This window comes from Xanthomonas protegens (genome assembly GCF_038442435.1).
Taxonomy (GTDB): domain Bacteria; phylum Pseudomonadota; class Gammaproteobacteria; order Xanthomonadales; family Xanthomonadaceae; genus Xanthomonas_A; species Xanthomonas_A sontii.
This window is the reverse complement of the sequence record NZ_JAQJCQ010000011.1, coordinates 28,670-49,746: the sequence shown is the minus strand read 5'-3', so window position 1 is coordinate 49,746 and position 21,077 is coordinate 28,670. Positions and strand designations below refer to the sequence as shown.

Below are 21,077 nucleotides of genomic sequence, written 5' to 3'. Positions count from 1 at the left end.
CGTCCGCGACAACGCGCTAACCCCGCCGTAGCCGCGGCTGAAGCGCCAACACGCCCAGGCTGTACGCCGACCGGGCGAGCCGCTAGGCTGCCGGCATGACCGCCAACGCCGACTTCATTGCCTTGAACCTGTGCGTGCTGACCGTCTCGGACACGCGTACCCTCGACCAGGACAGCTCCGGCGACTATCTGGTCGCCGCGCTCGGCGGCGTCGGCCATCGCCTGCACGCACGGGAACTGCTGCCGGACGACCGCTACCGGATGCGCGCCACGGTCTCGGCCTGGATCGCCGATCCGGAGGTGGACGGCATCCTGGTCACCGGCGGCACCGGCTTCACCGGCCGCGATTCCACGCCCGAGGCGCTGCTGCCGCTGCTGGACAAGCAGATGCCGGGGTTCGGCGAACTGTTCCGCGCGATCAGCGTCGAGGAGATCGGCACCTCCTCGCTGCAGTCGCGCGCCTTCGCCGGCCTGGCCAACGCCACCTTCCTGTTCTGCCTGCCCGGCTCCACCTCGGCCTGCCGCACGGCCTGGGAGCGGATCATCGCTGCGCAGCTGGACGCCCGCACCCGCCCCTGCAATCTGGCCACGCTGCGCCCGCGGCTGAAGGAATGACCTGGACTCCCGCATGCCCCTGGACACCACGTTGCGCCTGCTGGCCAAGGCCAGCGGCATGAGCGCCGCGGACATCGCCGCGGCCATCCCGCGCGCCGGCGCGGCCACGGTCAAGGCCTGGATGGCGGGCGAAAAGCTGCCCGGACGCGCCCAGCTCACCGCCCTGGCACGCACCTTCGGCGTGCCCGCCGGCGCGCTGCTCGGCGAACTGGCCAGCCAACTGGACCCGGCACGCACCCGCGGCGAACACGATCTGCTGCAGGCCTACCGCGCCCTCGACACCCGCCAGCAGGGCGCGCTGCTGGAAGTGGCGCGCAGCATGGCCGGCACCGGCACCCGCAAGCGGAGCAGCAAATGAGCCATCTCAAGCGCAAGCAGTACAAGGCCCTGATGCAGCCGCTGCAACTGGAACTGACCGCGATGGCGCAGGCGGTGCAGCACAGCGGCGAGCGCGTGCTGGTGCTGTTCGAAGGCCGCGACACCGCCGGCAAGGGCGGCGCGATCCAGGCCATCGCCGAACATCTGAACCCGCGCCAGTGCCGCGTGGTCGCCCTGCCCAAGCCGACCGACCGCGAAGCCACGCAGTGGTATTTCCAGCGTCACATCGCGCATCTGCCGGCCGCCGGCGAGATCGTGCTGATGGACCGCAGCTGGTACAACCGCGCCGGCGTGGAGCGGGTCATGGGCTACTGCAGCGATGCCGAGTACCACGCCTTCCTGCGCCAGACTCCGCTATTCGAGCAGTTGCTGGTGGACGATGGCATCCGCCTGTTCAAGTACTGGCTGTGCGTGGACCAGGCGCAGCAGGAAAAGCGCTTCGCCGAGCGCCTGCACGACCCGTTGAAGGGCTGGAAGCTGTCGCCGGTGGACCTGAAGTCGCGCAGCCAGTACGCCGACTACACCCGCGCCCGTGAGGCGATGCTGGAAGCCACCCACCGCGACTATGCGCCGTGGACCCTGGTCGACTTCAACGACCAGAAGCGCGGCCGCCTGACCCTGATCCGGCACCTGCTCGACCAATTGCCGGAAACCCGCCTGCACGAACCGGACCTGGAGCTGCCGCCGCTGAAGCAGAAGCTGCACAAGGAAAAGTTCGGACTGCTGCAGCCGATTCCGTCGTATGAGGCGGGGAGTGGGGATTAGGGAGTGGGGATTGGGTGAAGCCTGGGGCGCGCAGTCGTCGCCTTGCGACCGCGCCTCGCTGGGCGCGGTACCCACACCCATTCCAGGGATAGTGCTTCGCGGCTGAAGCCGCTCCTACAGCGAAAGACGCCTGTTTGTTGGTGTACGAGCCGAGACCATCGTAGGAGCGGCTTCAGCCGCGACGAGCGAAGCCATCCCCTCCTCCCGTCGCGCAAGGCGTCGGGACTGAAGTCCCTCCCACAAGGACTGCGCGCCGTTCCGGACGCATCGGATGGAGGTCGGGTTTAGCCGCGGCACCATCATCGTCAGCCTTCCGGGTCGCGGCTGAAGCCGCTCCTACGGCGATTCGATAGCGATTCGACGGCGATCTGATGGCGACCTGATGGCGACCTGATGGCGCTTCCGCACGCACGGAAGCGCGCCTTCCAATCCCCAATCGCCAATCCCGAATGCCCAATCCCAGGCGGCGGCCACGCCGCCTAGCCCGAACCCTCACCCCGCCGCCTTCCCCTTGCCCTGCCCGGGCGCCGGGCCACCGGCGGCGGCGATCGCGGTTTCGATGTCGTGGGCGGTGACCGGCCCCAGGAACTGCTTGGCGAGCTTGCCGTCGGGCGCGATCAGGTAGGTCATCGGCAGGCCGCGCGGGGTGGCGAAGTCGGCAGGCGGGGCATAGGTGTCGACGATGACGATCGGGTAGGCGACCGGATGCTGCTTGAGGAACGCCTGCATCTCCGCCGGCTCGATGTCCTCGTAGGCCAGGCCCACTACTTCGATGTTGTCACGCATCACGTGCAGCGCCGACAGTTCCGGCATCTCCTTCAGGCACGGCGCGCACCAGGTGGCCCAGAAGTTCACCACCACCCACTGCCCGCGGTGCGCGGCCAGATCGTACTCGCGGCCGTCCACCGCCTTCATCTTCAGGGTCGGCTCGGGGCGGGTCTCCTGCACCACGGACGGCCCGGCCGCCGGCGCGGCGGGCGCCTCCGGCGCTGCCGGGGCGGGCGGCGCCTTGGGCGCGGTGGACGACGCCGGGGTCGCGGCGCCGTCGGCCGGCTTGGGCGTGGGCTGGCGATCGCACCCGGCCAGCAAGGCGGCAGCGGCGAACAGCGGGAACAGCAGGCGCATGGCGGTCATGCAAGGTCTCCAATCTCGGTGTAGAGGTCGCCAACGCGACGCTTGAGCACGTCGCGCAACGGCAGGCGCAGTTCGTCCAGCGCGCGGCACGCCGCCTGGCCCAGGGCGTCGTCGCGGCACGGCAGATAGGTCTCGACGACAGGGATGCGCAGCTGGCAATTCTCGTACAACTCGGCCACCGGCACGTCGCTCAGGTCGCGGGCCAGCATCCAGTCGCCCTGCTCGGTTCGGCTGAGCAGGCGGATGCGTTCCAACTCGCACAGCAGTTCCTGCACCAGCGAATCGGTCAGCATCGGCTCCAGTTCCAGGAGTTGGTCCTCCTGCAGCCCCCTGCCCTGCCTGCGCGCCTGCGCGAAGCGGCCGAGCAGGCGCAGCAGGCCGTAGATCTCATAGCCCGCCGGCAGGCGCATCGAGGCCGGCTGGTAGCGGAAGGCGGCGATCGACGAGGACACCGAGGCGCCGAGCAAAATCGCGATCCAGCTCAGGTAGATCCACAGCAGGAAGATCGGCACAAACGCGACCGTGCCATAGATGCGCTGGTACGACTGGAAGCTGCCCAGGTACAGGCTCAGGCCCCACTTCACCAGTTCCAGCAGCAGCACCGCCAGCAGTGCACCCGGCACCGCATGGCGCAGCTTGACCGTGTGGTGCGGCACCACCCGGTACACCAGGGTGATGCAGACGAATTCGATCAGCACCGGCGCCACGCTCAGCACCACCTGTGCCAGCAGCCGGCCCTCGCTGGTCTTGAACAGCGGCAGCGCGAAGAACCGCGCCGACACCGCCAGCGAGGCCGCGGCCAGCAGCGCGCCGAGGGTCAGCACGGTCCAGTACACCAGGAAGCGGGTCAGCTGCGGCCGCGCCGACACCACCCGCCAGATCTGGTTGAAGGTCTGCTCGACGCTGTTGAGGGTGATCAGCAGCGAGACCACCAGCGCGATCACGCCGGCGGTGGTCAGTTGTCCGGCGCTGGCCGAGAACTGCCGCAGGTAGGCCTCCACCGAGCGCGCCGCGGCCGGCACGAAGTTGGAGAAGATGTAGTCGCTGAGCTGGTCGCTCCACTTGTCGAACACCGGGAACGCCGACAGCACCCCGAACACCACCACCGCCAGCGGCACCAGCGCGAAGATGGTGGTGTAGGCCAGCGAGGCCGCGGCCTGGAACAGGCGGTCGTCGAGGAAGCGCCGCCACAGGAAGCCGGCGAAGCTGCGCATGCGCGCGCGGTCGCGCAGGCGATCGGCCCAGAGATTGACGGTGTCCAGCGGCTGCATCGGGCAAGGGTACCCGATGCGCATGGACGCCGGCATCGTCGATACTGGCGGTCGTTTCGATCCACGAGAGGGCCGCATGGCCGAGATTCTGGTCCTGTACTACAGCCGTGGCGGCTCGGTGGCGCGCCTGGCGCGGCAGATCGCGCGCGGCGTCGGCGAGGTGCCGGGCATGGCCGCGCGCCTGCGCACCGTGCCGCCGGTGGCGGCGGTCACCCAGACCAGCGCACCGCCGGTGCCCGACAGCGGCGCGCCGTACGTGGACGCCAGCGACCTGCGCGAGTGCGTGGGCCTGGCGCTGGGCAGCCCGACCCGCTTCGGCAACATGGCCGCGCCGGTCAAGCACTTCATCGACGGGCTCGGCACCGACTGGGCCAGCGGCACGCTGGCCGGCAAGCCGGCGGCGGTGTTCACCTCCACCGCGTCGCTGCACGGCGGCCAGGAAGCCACCCTGCTTTCGATGCACCTGCCGCTGCTGCACCACGGCTGCCTGATCGTCGGCATTCCCTACACCGAACCGCTGCTCAGCAGCACCCGCAGCGGCGGCACGCCGTACGGCGCCAGCCACGTCGCCGGCGCGGAAGATGATCCGCAGCCCAGCGAGGAAGAAGCGCACCTGGCGCGCGCGCTCGGCCGGCGCCTGGCCGACATCGCGCAGCGACTGGCGGCGCCATGAGCGGCGGCGGGCGCCTGCGGGTGGCGCTGGGGGCGACGCTGCTGGCGCTGGCGGCGCTGTTCGCGGCCTGGTTCCACGACGATCGCCACCGTCTCGCCGCCCTGCTGGTGTTCGCGCTGCCGCCGCTGCTGCTCGCCGTAGGCGTGCTGCGCGGCTCGGCAGTGGCACGATTCTGGAGCGGCGTCGGCGCGCTGCTGTGGTTCAGCCACGGCGTGATGACCGCCTGGAGCCACCCGCCACAGCGTGGCTACGGCTGGGCGGAACTGCTGCTAGCGCTGCTGGTGGTGGGCCTGTCCAGCGCCCCGGGCATCCGCGCACGCTTCGCCCGTCGCCGCGGCGCGGCCGGCCGCGACTGAGCGGCCATCCCGCCGCGCCCGGTATCATGGACGGCCTGCGCGGCCACGGCCGCGTCCCGACATGCTTCTAGGAACGGCAATGGAAGAACTCCTGATCGTCACCACCGGCGGCACGATCGACAAGATCTACTTCGACGACAAGTCCGACTACCAGATCGGCGACCCGCAGATCGGCCAGATCCTCAAGGAACTGGGCGTGACCTTCCGCTTCACGGTGATCCCGATCATCCGCAAGGATTCGCTGCACATCACCGACGAAGACCGCGAGCTGATCCGCGCCACCATCGCCGCGCAGTCCGCGCGCCACGTGCTGATCACCCACGGCACCGACTCGATGGTGCAGACCGGCAAGGTGCTGCAGGCGATCGAGGGCAAGACCATCGTGATGACCGGTGCGCTGAACCCGGCGCGCTTCCGCGGCTCCGACGCCGAGTTCAACATCGGCTGTGCGGTCGGCGCGGTGCAGTCGCTGCCGGCCGGCGTCTACATCGCCATGAACGGGCGCATCTGGGACCCGCAGAAGGTGCGCAAGAACGTGGCGGCGAACCGCTTCGAAGCGGCCTGAGCAGCGACGATGTCCAAGGCCACGCGCGCAACCAAGGCGCTGGATGCGGCCGGCATCGTCTACCGGCTGCATCCCTACGACTACGAAGCCGAGGCCGGCGCCAAGGGCCTGCAGGCCGCACAGGCGCTGGGCCTGCCGCCGGAGCGGGTGCTGAAGAGCCTGATGGCCTGGGTCGACACGCGCGCGGTCTGCGTGGTGGTCCCGTCCGACCGCCGCGTGCAGTTGAAGAAACTGGCCGCCGCCGCGGGCGGCAAGGCGGCGCGGATGATGGAGGCCGCCGAGGCCGAGCGCCGCACCGGCTACAAGGTCGGCGGCATCAGTCCGCTGGGCCAGCAGCGGCCGGCGCCGGTGCTGATCGAGCAAACGGCACTGGGCGCAGGCAGCGTCTGGTTCAACGCCGGGCAGCGCGGCCTGCTGCTGGAAATGGAGACCGCGCAGGTGCTCGACGCGCTGCAGGCGCGCGCCTGCGATCTGTGCGAGTGAGGCGCGTCAGTAACTCGCGGTCGCACTCACGCCCGCCACCGCGGTGACCGCCTTGATGCGCACGTAATAGAGCCCGGCCGGCAAGGTCAGCGTGCAGCGCTCGGTGGTCCCGGCGGCGACCGAGCGGCAACCGTACGCGGTATCGGTCGGCAGGCCGCCCGCGCGCAGGTACAGATCGGCATTGCCGCTGCCGCCGCTCAGGGCCAGCGTCAGCGCCGACGTGCCGGCGGGCACGGTGATCTGGTAGTACAGCGACGTTCCCGCCTTGAGCGACAGGTTTCCCAGCGGCACGCCACGCACCAGCGTCTGCGCCTTCACTGTCGCCATCACCGCCGCCCCCGCGTTGACCAGCCCTGCACCGCAGCCGGCGGTGCACGCCACCGGCAGCGGGCTGGCGGTGGCCTTCAGCCGCGCCTCCAGTACCGCCGGCGTCAGCGGATTCAGCGCTGCCGACAGCACCAGCGCGGCGACGCCGGCCACGTGCGGCGCCGCCATCGAGGTGCCGCTGTAGGACGCATACGCCGGCGCCCCCGGCCCCAGCGTGCCGGTATTGAGGGTGGACAGGATGCCCTGTCCGGGAGCGGCAATGTCCACGCCCGCCCCATAGTTGGAAAAACTGGCACGGGCGCCGGCGGAAGTGGTCGCGGCCACCGCGATCACGTTCGGACAGTTGGCGGGCACGCTGCCGGCGACATCGCTGCTGCTGTTGCCCGCAGCGACGACGACGCTGGTCCCGCGCGCAACCGCACTCGCGATCGCCCCTGCCATCGTCGGCGAACAGCTTCCGGCGGCACCCAGCGACAGATTGATGACCTGCGCCGGCGTCGGGTTGGCGGGAACGCCGGCGATGGCGCCGCCGGACGCCCAGACGATGGCGTCGGCGACATCGGAGAGATAACCACCGCATTTACCCAGCACGCGCACCGGCAGCAGCTTCGCGTTGAAGGCGACGCCGGCGACACCGGCGGCATTATTGGTGACCGCGGCGATGGTGCCGGCCACATGCGTGCCGTGCCAACTCGAACTCGCCGCCGGCGTACCGGCACCGCAGGTATTGGCGGGATAGCCATCGCCCGGATCGGCGGCGTCACGGTCGCGGCCGCCGCCATCGCCGGCCACCAGGGGATCGCTGATGAAGTCGTAGCCCGGCAACACGTTCGCGGCCAGATCCGGATGTGCGGTGATGCCGGTATCGAGCACTGCGACCACCACGCCCTTGCCAGTTGCCAGATCCCAGGCCGGGCGCACATTGATCGCCGCCGTACCGGTTCCGAACGCCCATTGTTGGGACAGGCCAGGATCGTTCGGGACCAGCAGGGGGCGCAACAGCATATCGACCTCCACGCGCGCGACGGCCGGATCGGCGGCCAGGCGCCGCATCAGCGTTTCCGCCTCGACGCGATCCAGGCTGCGATCGGCGGCGATGACGTCGGCACCGGTCGCCAGGCGCCGCAACGATGCCAGGCCGAGGGCACGGCCGCGCCGGGCCGGCAACATGCGCGCAGCCTCCACCAGCGGTGCCGCGCGCGAGGCCAGCGCAGGCGCGGCGCCATCGCGATAGGTGACGATGAAACGCTGTGGATTCGGCGTCGTCGCCAGCGCCTGCAGTCCGATCTCGCCGGCAGCGGCGGTGCCGGCGGCCGCCAGCAGCAAAAGGCACGCGGCGCTGCGGCGCCGAAGCACGCTGTACTTGAACATGAGACTCCCCCCCCGGGCTGTACACATGGCGCAGTCGGCCGTCCACCGCGCAGGGTCGAACCTGGCGGTGCAGGCCACGGCCACCGCGTACGCGACAGCCGCAGGACGGTCCTGCACTGCGGATAGCGGCAAGGCGCGGGTCGGGGAGAGGGCGCGAGCGGCGCAATGTGCAGATCTGTGATCGGCAACGAGCCCGGCTGCGGAGTGCATCAAGACGACCGGGCCAGGGCAGCCGGACGCGGACGCGGCACCAACAAAAAAGCCCCGCGCCGAAGCGCGGGGCGACCGAGAGTGGCGGCGGCGGCGTCCTGGCCGACCGCTGCGATCCGGCACCGGGAGGTGCGCGGCGGCCATGGCGCGGCCGCCGCGACGGAGTGCCTCAGTAGTCGGCCTTCAGGCTGACGCCGGAGAACGTGCTGTACGCCTTCACCCGCACGTAGTAGGTGCCGGCCTGCGGGGAGTTGAAGGTGCAGCTCTCGTTGTTGCCGTTCTTGTACGGACGGCAGTCGTAGGCCGAATCGGTCGGCGCGCTGCCGAAACGCACGTACAGGTCGGCATCGCCGCTGCCGCCGGAGGTGGTGACCACCAGGCTGCTGGCGCCGGACGGCACCTTGACCGTGTAGTTCAGCGAGGAACCGCTATTGGCGCTGAGGTTGGTGACCGCCACGCCGTCCTGCAGTTCGTTGCTGCTGCCGCCGCCACCGCCACCACCGCTGCTGCCGCCGTTCAACGCCGCGGTGACCGCCGCGTTGGCATCGAGCAGGCCGGCGCCGCAACCCTGCGAGCAGGAGAAGCTGGCGGCGGTGTTCTTGATGGTGCTTTCCACCTGCGCCGGGGTCAGCGCGGTCGGCGCCACCGACTGCATCAGCGCGACCACGCCGGCCACGTGCGGGGTCGCCATCGAGGTGCCGTTGTACGAGGCGTAGCTCGGGTTGCCCGGGGTGGTGGTGCCGTCGTTGAGCGTGGACAGGATGTTCGAGCCCGGCGCGGAGATGTCGATGCCCGCGCCGTAGTTCGAGTAGCTGGCCTTGGCCCGCGACGAGGTGGTCGCCGCCACCGCGATCACGTTGTTGCAGTTGGCCGGCACCGAGCTGGACACGTTGGTCGAGCTGTTGCCCGCCGCCACCACCACCGTGGTGCCGCGGCTGACCGCGCCGTTGATGGCGTTCTGGTAGGTGCTCGAGCAGGTGCCGCTGCCGCCCAGCGACATGTTGATCACTTCGGCCGGGGTGGTGTTGGTCGGCACGCCGCTGACGGTGCCGCCGGAGGCCCAGGTGATCGCATCGGCGATGTCGGAGGTGTAGCCGCCGCACTTGCCGAGCACGCGCACCGGCAGGATCTTGGCCTTGAACGCGGTGCCGGCCACGCCGGTGCCGTTGTTGGTGACCGCGGCGATGGTGCCGGCCACATGGGTGCCGTGCCAGCTGGAATTGGAGGCGGGCGAACCGGAGTAGCACTCGCCGGCAGCGGCCCAGTCGCCTTCGTCGGCCGGGTTGCTGTCGCGGCCGTTGCCGTCGCGCGCCGAATCCGCGTCGCTGATGAAGTCGTAGCCCTGCAGGACGTTGGCGTTGAGGTCCGGGTGGCTGGTGATGCCGGTGTCGATCACCGCCACGACCACGCCGTCGCCGCTGGCCTTGTCCCAGGCCGAGCGCACGTTGATGCCGGCGTTGGTGGTGCCGAAGGCCCACTGGTCGCCCAGGCGCGGATCGTTCGGCGTCAGCGCGATGGTCATGCGCTGGTCGACCTCGACGTACTCGACGTTCGGGTCGGCGGCGATCTGCCGCATCAGCGTCTCGGCCTCGGCGCGGTCCAGCGGACGGCTGGCCTTGACCACTTCCGGACCCACCGCCAGGCGGCGCAGGCTTGTCAGGCCGAGCGCGCGGCCGTTCTTGGCCGGCAGCACGGCGGCGGCCGACTGCAGCGTCGCGCGCAGCGCCGCCGAGGGCGCCGCAGCGGCGGCGGACGCGCTGGAGATGCTGACCGGCGCGGCATCGCGGGTCTTGACGATGAAGCGCTGCACGGTCGGTTCGGAAGACAGACCGGAGAGGTTCACGTCACCGGCGAAGGCTGGGGTGGCCAACAGCAGCGAGGTGAGAGCGGAGGCGCCAAGCACGACCAGCCACGGACGCTGGCGCGACCCACGATGCGACATTTCGGACATTCGGACTTCCTTTCGGTTGAGTAGCCGCCTGATGGCGGTGTTCCGCGCCGCACCGGTCCGGTCGAAACCTGAACCTGGCGTGCATTGCGAGCCCGGTCGGATGGCGTGTTACCGACCATTCATCGACGCTAGCTCAGTACAAGCGCGTATGGAGCAGGGTGTGACGGAAATCCGTTGTACAAAACGACGAAATGCAATGAACGTCGATGTCACATAGAGAACTGCACCTCATTTTTGCTGCAATGCAGCATGGAAAGACGCCAGACTTGGCAAATCAGGGGCAGATTTTTGGCTCCCGCGCGACACTCGGGACAAGAAAAGGAGACAGTGGATACAGACGACAAAGGTCGCCTGTAAGGCGGCGCCACACATCGGAACGGACACGGAATGTCCGGGGAGCGGACTCCCGGAAGTCGGGAAGGCGCGGCGCGGAGAAGGGGCGGCGACACATCGCACGCCCCGGCGCACCAGCGCGGACGTCGCCTGCAATGGCCGACGCCACCATGTCGGACCATACCCACCGGGCATGAGGTCCATTCGCCAGGGCGGCCGACAGCCGCCCCAGCGTTGGGCGTTCGGCTCAGCCCAGCCGCACCAGCCAGCCGTGGCGGTCGGCCACGCGGCCGTACTGGATATCGGTGAGTTCCTGGCGCAGCGACAGCGTCACCGGACCGGCGGGCGCGGTCAGGTCGCCGACCGCGAAGTCCTTACCCTTGAGCTGGCCGATCGGGGTCACCACCGCGGCGGTGCCGCAGGCGAACACCTCGGCGATCTCGCCCGAGGCCACGCCGTCGCGCCACTCGTCGATGCTCACCTGCCGCTCCACCACCTGCATGCCGCGGTCGCGGGCCAGTTGCAGGATGCTGTCGCGGGTGATGCCTTCCAGGATGCTGCCCGACAGCGCCGGGGTGACCAGGCTGCCGTCACGCATCACCAGGAACACGTTCATGCCGCCCAGTTCCTCGATGTACTTGCCCTCGACCGGATCGAGGAACAGCACCTGCGAGCAGCCCTGCGCCTGCGCCTGCTGCTGCGGCAGCAGCGAGGCGGCGTAGTTGCCGCCGCACTTGGCCGCGCCGGTGCCGCCCTTGGCGGCGCGCGCGTAGTCGGTGGACAGCCAGATCGCCACCGGCGCCACGCCCTTGGCGAAATAGGCACCGGCCGGGCTGGCGATGACGTAGTAGCCGGCCTTCTGCGCGGCACGCACGCCCAGGAACGCCTCGTTGGCAATCATGAACGGACGGAAATACAGGCTGGTCTCCGGCGCCGACGGCACCCACGCCGCATCCACCGCGATCAGCTGCCGCAGCGACTCCACGAACAGCTCCACCGGCAGCTCCGGCAGCGCCAGGCGCTGCGCCGAGCGCTGCAGGCGCTTGCCGTTGGCCTCAGGGCGGAAGGTCCAGATCGAGCCGTCGGCATGGCGGTAGGCCTTGATGCCTTCGAAGATCTCCTGGCCGTAATGCAGCACCGAGGCGGCCGGGTCCAGCGCCAGCGGACCGTAGGCGCGCACTTCGGCGTCGTGCCAGCCCTGCTCGCGGCTCCATTCGATGGCGACCATGTGGTCGGTGAAATAGTTGCCGAAGCCCGGCGCGGCAAGGATCTGCGCGCGCGCCTCGGCGCTGCGCGCGGCGGTGGACGGGGTCAGGCGGAACTGCGTGGACGGCTCGGTAGCGGACACCGGGAATTCCTGTGGTAGTCGAGGGATGGCCAGGGCCGCAGCGTCGTGGCGACGGCAGCGGCGGCGCCCGATCGGGCTCCGTCGCGACGCTCGAGGCGTCGCGCGCGGGTCAGAGCATGCCGGTTTCCAGGCGCGCGGCCTCGGACATCATATGCCGGCCCCACGGCGGATCGAACACCAGCTCGACGTCGGCCTCGGCGATGGTCGGGATCATCTCCAGCTTGCTGCGCACGTCGTCGACCAGGATCTCGCCCATGCCGCAGCCGGGCGCGGTCAGCGTCATCTTGACCTCGACGGTGCGCTGGCCATCCTCGCGCGCGTGCATGGTCACGTCGTAGATCAGGCCCAGATCGACGATGTTGAACGGGATCTCGGGATCGAAGCAGGTGCGCAACTGCTGCCAGATCAGGGCTTCGACCTGCTCGTCGCCGGCGTCCTCGGGCAGTTCCAGCCCCGGCGGCGGCTCCTTGCCGATGGCGTCGCCGTCCTTGCCGGCGATGCGGAACAGATTGCCCTCCACGAACACCGTGTAGCTGCCGCCCAGAGCCTGGGTGATATAGCCGTAGCTGCCGGCGGGCAGGGTCACCGCGTCGCCCTGCGGCACCATCACCGCGGCGCAATCGCGTTCGAATTGGACAGGTTCGCTGCTGCGTGAGTACATGGGGGCGATATGGGGACAGGCCCCGCCGGTGCAAGTCGTGCAGTTTATCCGAGTGCGCGGCGCGCGCGCCGGAAGTATCCTGTACGCCTTCTCCAGGAACATCGAATGCCGCCTTCCTCCACGCCGGCCAGGCCCTCGCACTGGCTGTGGCCTCTGTTGCTCGCCATGGGCTGTTTCACCGCGTTGATCGCCTGGTTGCTGGTGGCGCTGTCGCTGGGTCGCCAGGCCGGCTGGATGGCCGTGGTGGTGGCGCTGGAGATCGCCTGGATGCTGCGCCTGGGCAACCTGCCGCGCGGCCCGCTGCGCATCGCGGTGGCGATGAGCGCCACGGTGCTGGTGATCGTCGCCGCCAACTGGGGCATCGCCGCCGCGCAGATGGGCGCGGGGCTGGGCCTGAACGTGTGGGATTCGTCGCTGAAGATGGGCGCCTACTACGCCTGGACCCTGACCCTGCTGGCCAACAGTCCCGGCGACCTGCTGTGGCTGGGCATCGGCGTGGCCTCGGCGTATTTCAGCGCGCGCTGAGCACGGCGCGAGCGCGGCGGACGCCGCTGGCGTGGCGCGGCCTGAGGGCATCCCGATCATCCGCCCTCGCGCTGAAGCCGCTCCTACGACGCCTGCTCTTGCGACGTCACCCCTGCCCCGCCCCAGGTCGCAACGGCTCAATGCCCGCCGCCATCCAGCGCCTTCAGCTCGCTGACCAGGGCGCCGGCCGCCTCGGCGCCGTCGCCGTACAGCATGCGGGTGTTGTCGGCATAGAACAGCGCGTTCTCGATGCCGGCAAAGCCAGTGCCCTTGCCGCGCTTGATGACGATGACGTTCCTGGAATTGACCACGTCCAGGATCGGCATGCCGTAGATCGGGCTGGCCGGGTCGGTCTTGGCGACCGGGTTGACCACGTCATTGGCACCGATCACCAGCGACACGTCGGTGCTGGCGAACTCGGGGTTGATGTCGTCCATGTCGGCGATCAGGTCGTAGGGCACGCCGGCCTCGGCCAGCAGCACGTTCATGTGCCCGGGCATGCGCCCGGCCACCGGATGGATCGCGAACTTGACCTTGACCCCGCGCTCGATCAGCCGCTGCGCCAACTCCCAGATCTTGTGCTGCGCCTGCGCCACCGCCATGCCGTAACCGGGCACGATCACCACCCGTTCGGCGTAGGCCATCATCGCCGCCACGTCGCCGGCCTCGATCGGCTTCTGGCTGCCAGCGATCGCCTGCGCCTGGCCGCCGCCGCCGAAGTTGGAGAACAGCACGCCGCGGATCGGCCGGTTCATCGCCTTGGCCATCAGCCGGGTCAGCAGGATGCCGGCCGCGCCGACCATCATGCCGGCGATGATCAGCGCCTCGTTGCCGAGCACGTAGCCCTCGAAGGCCACCGCCAGGCCGGTGAAGGCGTTGTACAGCGAGATCACCACCGGCATGTCGGCGCCGCCGATCGGCAGCGTCATCAGCACGCCCAGGGCCAGCGCCAGCACGAAGAACAGCACGATCGCCAGCGGACTCAGGCTGATCGCGGCCCAAGCGCCCACGCCCAGCATCGCCACGCACACCAGCAGGTTGAACGCCTGCTGCGCGGGGAACGTGACGCGCTTGTCCAGGCGCCCGTCGAGCTTGGCCCAGGCGATGATCGAGCCGGACAGCGACACCGCACCGATCGCCGAGCCGATCACCGCCAGCGCCAGCGTGGTCGCATCCGGCTGGCGCGCGGCCAGCGCGGCGATCGCGGCCTCGCTCCAGTGCGTGGTATCGCGGCGCATCAGGAACGAGAAGCGCAGCAGTTCCACCGCACCGATCGCCGCCGCCGAGCCGCCGCCCATGCCGTTGTACAGCGCGACCATCTGCGGCATGTCGGTGATCGCCACCTTCTTGGCGGAGATCCACGCCGCGGCGGTGCCGAGCACGATCGCCAGCACGATCAGCGGCAGGTTGTGCAGGCCCGGCAGCAGGAAGGTGGCGGCAGTCGCCAGCAGCATGCCGAAACCGGCCCAGCGAATGCCGCTGCGCGCGGTCCTGGGCGAGGCCATGCGCTGCAGGCCGAGCAGGAACAGGGTGGCGGCGACCAGATAGCTGCTCTTGATCAGGATCGGCAACAGTTCCATCAGCACGCGTGCTCCGAAAAAGGACATCTGCCCGAGCGGCAGCAACTACGAGAGGACGCCCGGCGCGAGGCCGGGCAGTGCGAGCAGGACGGCCACGGCCAGCGCCGCGGCGGTGCGCCGAGGCCGCGCATTCAATCCTTCGCCTTGGTCTTGGAAGCGTCCGGCTTGCTGGACTTGAACATGTCCAGCATGCGCTCGGTCACCACATAGCCGCCGGCGGCATTGCCGGCGCCGAGCAGCACCGCGACGAAGCCGATGGCTTTTTCCAGGGTGGTGTCGGCATGCCCCAGCACCACCATCGCGCCGATCAGGACGATGCCGTGGATGAAGTTGGAACCGGACATCAGCGGGGTGTGCAGGATCACCGGCACCCGCGAGATGATCACATGCCCGGCGATGGCCGCCAGCATGAAGATGTACAAGGCCACGAACCCGTCGCTCATCGCACCGTTCTCCCGGGCGCCGCGCCCGTCCGCCGCATCATAACCGCGTGCTGAACCGCTGTGCGATGCCGCCATGCGGTTGCGCGGCGGGCGCGAGGCCCGGCCGGTCAACCACGCCCGCCATCGCGCGTTAACCACGGCATCCCCCTGCCGGAAGCTAAGCTGTGCTGGTGAGCACGCCCGCCCTCGCACCGCCATCGACCGATGCCGACACCGAACAGCGCCCGCTGCCGGCGTCGCTGGACGCATTCCTGGCCGAGATCGGGCCGCGCGCGTTCCGCTTCGCCGAAGCCGGACTGCGTCAGCGCGAGGACGCGCTGGACGCGGTGCAGGACGCGATGATCAAGCTGCTGGCCTACCGCGAGCGCCCGGCGCAGGAATGGACGCCGCTGTTCTGGAGCATCCTGCGCCGGCGCATCATCGACCTGCAGCGCCGCCGCACCTTCCGCCTGCGCTTCTGGGCGCCGACCAGCGAGCGTGACGCGGACAGCCCGCCGGACTGGGCCGACGACGGCCCCAATCCGTCCGAGCAGCACGAGCGTCGGCAGACCCATGCGCGGCTGGTGACGGCGCTGCGCGCCTTGCCGGCCCGGCAGCGCGAGGCCTTCACCCTGCGCGTACTGGAAGAGCTGGACGTGGCCACCACCGCACGCGCGATGGGCTGCTCGGAAGGCTCGGTAAAAACCCATCTGTCGCGCGCCCGCGAGGCGCTGCAGAAACATCTGGAGGACGTCCGATGACATCCGAACCCACCCGCCCGGCGGATTTCGACGCGCAGATGCGCGCCGTCCACCAGGCCGGCTTGCAGGCCCTGCCCGCGCCGACCCTGGCGCGGCTGCGCGCCGCACGCCAGCAGGCCAGCCATGCGCACGCGGCGCCAAGCCGGCGCTGGGGCTGGCTGCTGGCGGCGGTCCCGGCGCTGCTCGGCGCGGCGCTGGGCGTGCACCTGCTGCTGCGCCCCGCACCGTCGATGCCGACCACCACCGCCAGCGTCGCCACCGCCACTGCCACGACCGTGGCCACGACCGCCTCGGCGCGCGCCGGCGCGACCGCCGACAGCGACCAGGCCGCGACCGCGATGCTCGACGAAAATCCCGACCTGTACCTGTGGCTGGGCTCCGATACCTCGCTGGCAATGGAATGAACCCGATGACTCGCCTGATCCATCTTTCCCTGGCGCTGGCGCTGCTGGCCGGCACTGCCGTCCCGGCGGCCTTCGCCGCCCCGCCCCCGCCCGGGCCGCCGCCACCGCCGAGCGCGGCCGACCGCGACGACGACTCCGGGCCGCCGCTGCCCGACTGGGAACACCTGAGCCCACAGCAGCGCGAGCTGCTGATCGCGCCCCTGCGCCAGCGCTGGAACGATGCCCCGCAGCAACGCCGACGCATGTTCGAGCACGCGCAGCGCTGGCAGTCGATGACCCCCGAGCAACGCGACCGCGCACGCAAGGGCGCCCGCCGCTACGAGGACATGACCCCGCAGCAGCGCGAGGAGGCGCGAGTGCTGTTCGAGCGCATGCGCACGCTGCCGCCGGACCAGCGCAAGGCACTGCGCGACCGCTGGGAAGCGATGACGCCGGCGCAACGCGCCGCCTGGATCCGCGCCAATGCCGGCCCGGACAACCTGCCGCCGCCGGATGCTGCCAGGTAGGCGAAACGCGGCGCCGGTTCAAGCCTGATGCGCATGGCGCGCGCGTCCTCGCGTCGTCGGGTGCTGCGCATGGAGTCCAGCGCCGCGGAAATCACCTCGTAGGAGCGGCTTCAGCCGCGACGGCGTTCCCGGTAAACCCGGTCGCGGCTGAAGCCGCTCCTACGCGGCACTTCCGAAGTCGCCCTCCAGTGGCGACGCGGCGTTTTGGGTAGCGCCCGTCGCGGCTGAAGCCGCTCCTACACGGGCTACCGTGCGCGCAGCTCGCGCCGACCCAGTTGGCGTCCAACCATCGCGGCCGCACTCACGCCGTCCAGCGCGTCTTCGCCAGCAATTCGTCGTTCCAGTCGTAGGCGATCGCGCCGCCCTTCAGGAACAGGGCGACGAAGTTGTAGACGTTGCGCGCGTACATTTCGCTGGCATGCACCGCGCCCATGCTGGCCAGATCCAGCGGCCCGGCGATGGTCACGCCGGCGTGTTCGATGGTCTCGCCCGGGCGGGTCAGTTCGCAGTTGCCGCCGGTCTCGGCGGCCAGGTCCACCACCACGCTGCCAGGCTTCATGCCGGCGACCATCGCCGCGCTGAGGATCTTCGGTGCCGGCCGTCCCGGCACGGCGGCGGTGCACACCACCACGTCGATGCCCTTCAGGTGTTCGGCCAGGCGACGCTGCTGCTCCGCGCGTTCGTCGTCGGTGAGTTGCCGCGCGTAGCCGCCCTCGCCGGCGGCGCTGACCCCGAGATCGAGGAACTTGCCGCCCAGCGATTCGATCTGCTCGCGGGTTTCCGGGCGCACGTCGAAGCCCTCCACCTGCGCACCCAGGCGCTTGGCGGTGGCGATGGCCTGCAGGCCGGCCACGCCGGCGCCGACGATCAGCACCTTGGAGGGACGGATGGTGCCGGCCGCGGTGGTCAGCATCGGGAAGAAACGTGGCGCCAGCTGCGCGGCGATCAGGGTCGCCTTGTAGCCGGCCATGCCGGCCTGCGAGCTGAGCACGTCCATCGCCTGCGCGCGGGTGGTGCGCGGCAGCCGTTCCAGCGGGAAGGCGACCAGTTGCCGCGCCTGCAGCGCCGCCGCGCGCGCCGGATCGGCCTGCGGCTGCAGGATGCCGACCACGCCGGCGCCCTCCTTGAGCTGCTGCAGCGCCACCGCCGGCAGCGGCTGCACGCACAGCACCAGATCCGCCTGCGCCGGGCTGTCGGCATCGGCCAGGCTGGCGCCGGCGGCCAGGTAGGCCGCATCGACGAAGCCGGCCGACACGCCGGCCTGCGGCTCGACCCGCACCTGCGCGCCCAGGGCGACCAATTTCTTGACCGTCTCCGGCGTCGCCGCCACGCGGCGTTCGCCCTGCGCCGATTCCTTCACCACCAGCACCTGCACTGCCATGCGATTCCCCGTGCCTTGCCTGTCGTCCGCGCCGATCCTACAGCGTCCGCACGCCAGGTGGAGGCGTCGCGCACGCCAAGTGCGCGTCGGCGACCGGGCGCGTCGGCGCCCCCGACCCGAGGGCGCCCGCCGCACGCCGCGTCGGCGAAGGCGTGTTCTCCGCCGGGGCGACCAGGGGCATGGCCAGGTCGGGAAGGACATGGCTTGCGAGGAACACCTGCATCGCCGGAAAGCGCTTGCCAACGCGGGTCATGCATAGGAGCGGCTTCAGCCGGGACCGGCAGTCCGAGGAAACCGCGCCGCGGCGGAGGAAACCTCCTGATCCAGCCAAGGCCCACAGACCGGAAACGGCGTCAGCCGGGACGGGGGCTCCGAGTAACGCCCCTTGCGGCTGAAGCCGCTCCTACGGTCGCGATGGCATGGCGACCAACGGCCGCCAGAACGCGTCGTTGGTGATGCGCTGACGCCGCCAGTACGCGCAGCCGAGCAACACGTGACACGCGCAACGCCACGGCAGCGATCGTCGGCGCCGCCGCGGTGCTCTCAGTGCAAGGTCGCGCTATGCGGATCGAGACGGTCGATGACGCCCTGCATGGCGCTGTCGAAGGCGCCGTCGTCGACGTGCGCGCGCAGCCGGCCCAGCCGCACCATCACCGCCAGTTCTTCCGGCGAGGCCACGCAGAAGCGCACGCCGCGCCGGTTGACGAACAGCAGCCGCGACGAGATCGGGCTCACCCACGACAGCTTGCCCGCCTGCATCTTGCCGTCGCGGTCGACGAAATCCAGCCAGGTGCCGATCTGCATCGTGCGGAAGCGGTCGGCATCGGCGTTGTCGAAATCGTCCATGGTCTGCGGCGGCGCCACGTCCACCGGTTGTGCCTCCTGCACCGGCGGCTGCGGCAGCGCCACCTGCGGCAGTTCCGGCAGCGGCCGCTCCAGTTCCGGGCGCAGCTCGGCCACCGCCTGCAGCGTGTCGTGCAGCGCATCGATCGCGGCCGTGGCCGCCTCGGCATGCAGGCCGACGCTGGCGAAGACCCGCTGCAGCGCGCCCTGCCAGGCCTGCAGCCAGGGCTTGCCGACGATGTGCCGCTGCGCCTCGGCGGCTTCCTCGAGCAGACCGTCGGCCAGCGCCAGCGCATCGCGCACGCCGGGCCCGCCCTCGCCTTCGCGCAGCATCGCCATGGTCAGGTGGTGCTGCCACGGCTGGCGCAGGAAATCCTGCAGCGCCTGCGGCAATTGCCGGCCCTGCAGGCGCATCTGCAGCTCGGCCTCGGCGCGCTGCCGCGCCAGTTCCAGCTTCTCCTGGCCGCGCTGGGTCTCGGCCGCGCGGCGCTCGGCGATCTCGATGCGGCGGCGGTGCTGCACCAGGAAATCGCGGAATTCCTCTTCCAGGGTCAGGAAGATCGCCAGGTTCTCGTTGAACTCGGCCACCAGCCGGTCGATGATCTCCTCGACCTTGCCCATCAGCACGCGCTCGGCCTGGCTCTCGCCGGTGTTGCCCTCGCAGGCCTCCGCCAGCGAGTTGAGCAGGCGCCGCGCCGGATGGGTCTTCTGCACGAACATGCGCCGGTCCAGCAATGCGACCTTGACGAACGGCACCACCAGCCGGCCGATCAGTTCGCGCGAGCGGCCCTCCAGGTCGCGCTCGTCGAGCATCACGTCGAACAGCATGCCGACCAGGTCGATCGCGTCCTCGTCGACCGGATCCAGCCGCGCATGCGCCGGATCCACGCCGAACTGGGTGGCGTTGGACAGCACCTCGCTCTTGAGCCGCTGCGCCAGCGATTCGCTGTCGTCGCCGATCGCCGCGCGCAGCGTCGCGCTGGGCGTGGCCTGCAGCAGCGACAGCACCGACATCATCTCGCGCTGGCTCAGCGGGCGTTGCTGGCCGACCGCCGCGGTCGCCGCGGAGGTGGCGCTCTCGCGCGCGTTGCGGGTCTGCTGCAGCAGTTCGTGCAGCGCCTCCAGCAGCACGCCCTGGCTACCGCCGGGCAAACGCGCCTCGCCGTCGTCGTAGCGCTCGCCGGCCTGCAGGCTGCCGCGGCGCTCGGCCCAGCGGTTGACGAAGCGGTTGGCCCAGGCCGGCGCGTAGTGTTCTTCCTCCTCGCCCAGCTCGGCACCGACGCCATCGGCGGCAGCGCCGGCCTCGCGCGGCGGGCGCTGCTCCGGCGGCGGTGCGCGCCGCGGCGGCGGCGGCGGTCGCGGCCGCGAAATCTCCGGCATGATCCCGGCCTGGGCGAGGCTGTCGTCCAGGTCCTGGTAGAGCTTGCCGACCCCGGCGGTGAAGTCGCGTTCGCACAGCTTGATCAGCACCAGCCGCACTTCCGGGGCCAGGTCGCTGGTGGAAAACGCGGCATGCACGGCCACGCCGATGTGTTCGGGGCCGATCGGGTTGGTGTCCGCATCCAGCTCCAGGCCGCCGGCGATCCAGCCCAGGCGCCGGTCGATACGGGTCAGCACCGGCTTCCATTCGCGCAGCAGCACGCTGGCGAGGTTGCGTACCGCCAGCCGCGATTCCAGCTCGTGTTCGGAGATCAGGCTCAGGCCCTGCCCATAGCCGGCCAGGGCGACTTCGGCCGAGAGCGGCGCGCCGGCCTCCAGCGCCTCCCAGGCGGTATGCAGCTGGGCGCGGAAGCGCGCGGCGATCTCGTCGCGACGACGGCGCAGCTCGCGCATGCCGTCCAGGAACAGCAACTGCGACGCGCCAGCGCTCTCGGCGCGGTCGAACAGCACGTCGTCGAAATGCGCCAGCGCCGCGGCGAAGGCCTGGCCCAGCACCGGCAGCATGCCCTCGCGCGCCTGCGTCAACAGGCGCGGGTCACGCGCCGGGTGTGCGTGCGGGCTGGGGCTGAAACTCATGCGCGACGGCTCCGCGCCATGGACGGCGCCAGATAGAAGGAAGGTGGAAGACGATCGGACGCGGCCCCTGTTTCCGCTCCTGCATGGTAGGCAAGGTGTCTGAACAGCGACCGTGATGCGCTGCGCATTTCCGGCTCCAGAACGTGACCTCGTGCAGGATCGTAGGCATGGAAGGCGTCACTACGGCGGCAATGCGGCA

The 21,077-nt window shown here is 70.4% G+C and carries 21 protein-coding genes; 11 read left to right on the top strand and 10 right to left on the bottom strand.

The features are described from left to right. The first annotated feature begins 95 nt into the window (after window positions 1-95). Genes moaB through ppk2 form a run of 3 tightly spaced genes read left to right on the top strand, consistent with a single transcriptional unit; the run spans window position 96 to window position 1,757 of the window. A complete protein-coding gene (moaB, locus tag PIQ37_RS13435; RefSeq protein WP_342073860.1) occupies window positions 96-614 on the top strand; it encodes a molybdenum cofactor biosynthesis protein B in 519 nt (172 codons plus the stop codon). A 13-nt stretch (window positions 615-627) separates the two neighbouring features. Beyond that, window positions 628-972 (top strand): helix-turn-helix domain-containing protein, encoded by a 345-nt coding sequence (locus tag PIQ37_RS13430; RefSeq protein WP_017911650.1) that lies wholly within the window; start codon window positions 628-630, stop codon window positions 970-972. Next, window positions 969-1,757, top strand: coding sequence for a polyphosphate kinase 2 (ppk2, locus tag PIQ37_RS13425; protein WP_342073859.1), 789 nt, complete (start codon window positions 969-971; stop codon window positions 1,755-1,757). The genes PIQ37_RS13430 and ppk2 overlap by 4 nt, the downstream gene beginning before the upstream one ends. A gap of 492 nt (window positions 1,758-2,249) precedes the next feature. Here ppk2 and PIQ37_RS13420 read toward each other — a convergent pair whose 3' ends face one another. After that, the gene (locus tag PIQ37_RS13420) at window positions 2,250-2,891 is read right to left on the bottom strand and encodes a TlpA family protein disulfide reductase (RefSeq protein WP_342073858.1); all 642 of its coding nucleotides are present in this window, start codon (window positions 2,889-2,891) and stop codon (window positions 2,250-2,252) included. Beyond that, window positions 2,888-4,162 carry a YihY family inner membrane protein gene (locus tag PIQ37_RS13415; protein ID WP_342073924.1) on the bottom strand — a complete coding sequence of 425 codons (1,275 nt, stop codon included), beginning with the start codon at window positions 4,160-4,162 and terminating at the stop codon, window positions 2,888-2,890. The genes PIQ37_RS13420 and PIQ37_RS13415 overlap by 4 nt, the downstream gene beginning before the upstream one ends. A gap of 76 nt (window positions 4,163-4,238) precedes the next feature. On the opposite strand from PIQ37_RS13415, the gene wrbA reads away from it, so the two are divergent. The 4 genes from wrbA (at window position 4,239) to ybaK (ending at window position 6,239) form a co-directional block, all read left to right on the top strand. Further along, window positions 4,239-4,835, top strand: a complete 597-nt coding sequence (gene wrbA / locus PIQ37_RS13410; RefSeq protein ID WP_342073857.1) for an NAD(P)H:quinone oxidoreductase — start codon at window positions 4,239-4,241, stop codon at window positions 4,833-4,835. Next, on the top strand, window positions 4,832-5,191 hold the full coding sequence (locus PIQ37_RS13405; RefSeq protein ID WP_342073856.1) for a DUF2069 domain-containing protein: 360 nt from the start codon (window positions 4,832-4,834) through the stop codon (window positions 5,189-5,191). Before wrbA ends, PIQ37_RS13405 begins: the two co-directional genes overlap by 4 nt. Before the next feature lie 79 nt (window positions 5,192-5,270). Continuing rightward, on the top strand, window positions 5,271-5,756 hold the full coding sequence (locus PIQ37_RS13400) for an asparaginase domain-containing protein (protein WP_017909075.1): 486 nt from the start codon (window positions 5,271-5,273) through the stop codon (window positions 5,754-5,756). Window positions 5,757-5,765: 9 nt separating this feature from the next. Beyond that, a complete protein-coding gene (ybaK, locus tag PIQ37_RS13395; protein WP_342073855.1) occupies window positions 5,766-6,239 on the top strand; it encodes a Cys-tRNA(Pro) deacylase in 474 nt (157 codons plus the stop codon). A 6-nt stretch (window positions 6,240-6,245) separates the two neighbouring features. Here ybaK and PIQ37_RS13390 read toward each other — a convergent pair whose 3' ends face one another. The 4 genes from PIQ37_RS13390 to sufT all read right to left on the bottom strand — a co-directional run bounded on the left by PIQ37_RS13390 (window position 6,246) and on the right by sufT (window position 12,440). Next, on the bottom strand, window positions 6,246-7,937 hold the full coding sequence (locus PIQ37_RS13390; RefSeq protein WP_342073854.1) for a S8 family peptidase: 1,692 nt from the start codon (window positions 7,935-7,937) through the stop codon (window positions 6,246-6,248). A 379-nt stretch (window positions 7,938-8,316) separates the two neighbouring features. Further along, window positions 8,317-10,089 carry a S8 family peptidase gene (locus PIQ37_RS13385; protein WP_342073923.1) on the bottom strand — a complete coding sequence of 591 codons (1,773 nt, stop codon included), beginning with the start codon at window positions 10,087-10,089 and terminating at the stop codon, window positions 8,317-8,319. A 589-nt stretch (window positions 10,090-10,678) separates the two neighbouring features. Then, window positions 10,679-11,779: a branched-chain amino acid aminotransferase gene (locus PIQ37_RS13380; RefSeq protein WP_010341242.1), complete on the bottom strand. Its 1,101-nt coding sequence runs from the start codon at window positions 11,777-11,779 to the stop codon at window positions 10,679-10,681. Between the two features lie 109 nt (window positions 11,780-11,888). Continuing rightward, window positions 11,889-12,440: a putative Fe-S cluster assembly protein SufT gene (gene sufT / locus PIQ37_RS13375; RefSeq protein ID WP_017909071.1), complete on the bottom strand. Its 552-nt coding sequence runs from the start codon at window positions 12,438-12,440 to the stop codon at window positions 11,889-11,891. 105 nt (window positions 12,441-12,545) lie between these two features. Here sufT and PIQ37_RS13370 point away from each other — a divergent pair, with 105 nt between their 5' ends. After that, window positions 12,546-12,965, top strand: coding sequence for a hypothetical protein (locus PIQ37_RS13370; RefSeq protein WP_342073853.1), 420 nt, complete (start codon window positions 12,546-12,548; stop codon window positions 12,963-12,965). Between the two features lie 137 nt (window positions 12,966-13,102). On the opposite strand, the gene PIQ37_RS13365 is transcribed toward PIQ37_RS13370, so the two are convergent. Next, a complete protein-coding gene (locus PIQ37_RS13365; protein WP_087963684.1) occupies window positions 13,103-14,545 on the bottom strand; it encodes an NAD(P)(+) transhydrogenase (Re/Si-specific) subunit beta in 1,443 nt (480 codons plus the stop codon). Window positions 14,546-14,676: 131 nt separating this feature from the next. Further along, a complete protein-coding gene (locus PIQ37_RS13360) occupies window positions 14,677-14,988 on the bottom strand; it encodes an NAD(P) transhydrogenase subunit alpha (RefSeq protein WP_017909519.1) in 312 nt (103 codons plus the stop codon). 164 nt (window positions 14,989-15,152) lie between these two features. Between PIQ37_RS13360 and PIQ37_RS13355 the strand changes: the two genes are divergently transcribed. From PIQ37_RS13355 to PIQ37_RS13345, 3 genes are read left to right on the top strand one after another with little or no spacing between them, the layout of a single operon-like run. Further along, the gene (locus PIQ37_RS13355; RefSeq protein ID WP_017909518.1) at window positions 15,153-15,728 is read left to right on the top strand and encodes an RNA polymerase sigma factor; all 576 of its coding nucleotides are present in this window, start codon (window positions 15,153-15,155) and stop codon (window positions 15,726-15,728) included. Further along, window positions 15,725-16,132, top strand: a complete 408-nt coding sequence (locus PIQ37_RS13350) for a hypothetical protein (RefSeq protein ID WP_342073852.1) — start codon at window positions 15,725-15,727, stop codon at window positions 16,130-16,132. The genes PIQ37_RS13355 and PIQ37_RS13350 overlap by 4 nt, the downstream gene beginning before the upstream one ends. Window positions 16,133-16,137: 5 nt before the next feature. Then, window positions 16,138-16,638 (top strand): DUF3106 domain-containing protein, encoded by a 501-nt coding sequence (locus tag PIQ37_RS13345; RefSeq protein WP_342073851.1) that lies wholly within the window; start codon window positions 16,138-16,140, stop codon window positions 16,636-16,638. Window positions 16,639-16,939: 301 nt separating this feature from the next. Here PIQ37_RS13345 and PIQ37_RS13340 read toward each other — a convergent pair whose 3' ends face one another. Both PIQ37_RS13340 and PIQ37_RS13335 read right to left on the bottom strand, forming a co-directional pair. After that, window positions 16,940-18,019 carry an NAD(P) transhydrogenase subunit alpha gene (locus PIQ37_RS13340; protein ID WP_342073850.1) on the bottom strand — a complete coding sequence of 360 codons (1,080 nt, stop codon included), beginning with the start codon at window positions 18,017-18,019 and terminating at the stop codon, window positions 16,940-16,942. 543 nt (window positions 18,020-18,562) lie between these two features. After that, window positions 18,563-20,878, bottom strand: coding sequence for a DUF1631 domain-containing protein (locus tag PIQ37_RS13335; protein WP_342073849.1), 2,316 nt, complete (start codon window positions 20,876-20,878; stop codon window positions 18,563-18,565). Window positions 20,879-21,077 lie beyond the last annotated feature (199 nt).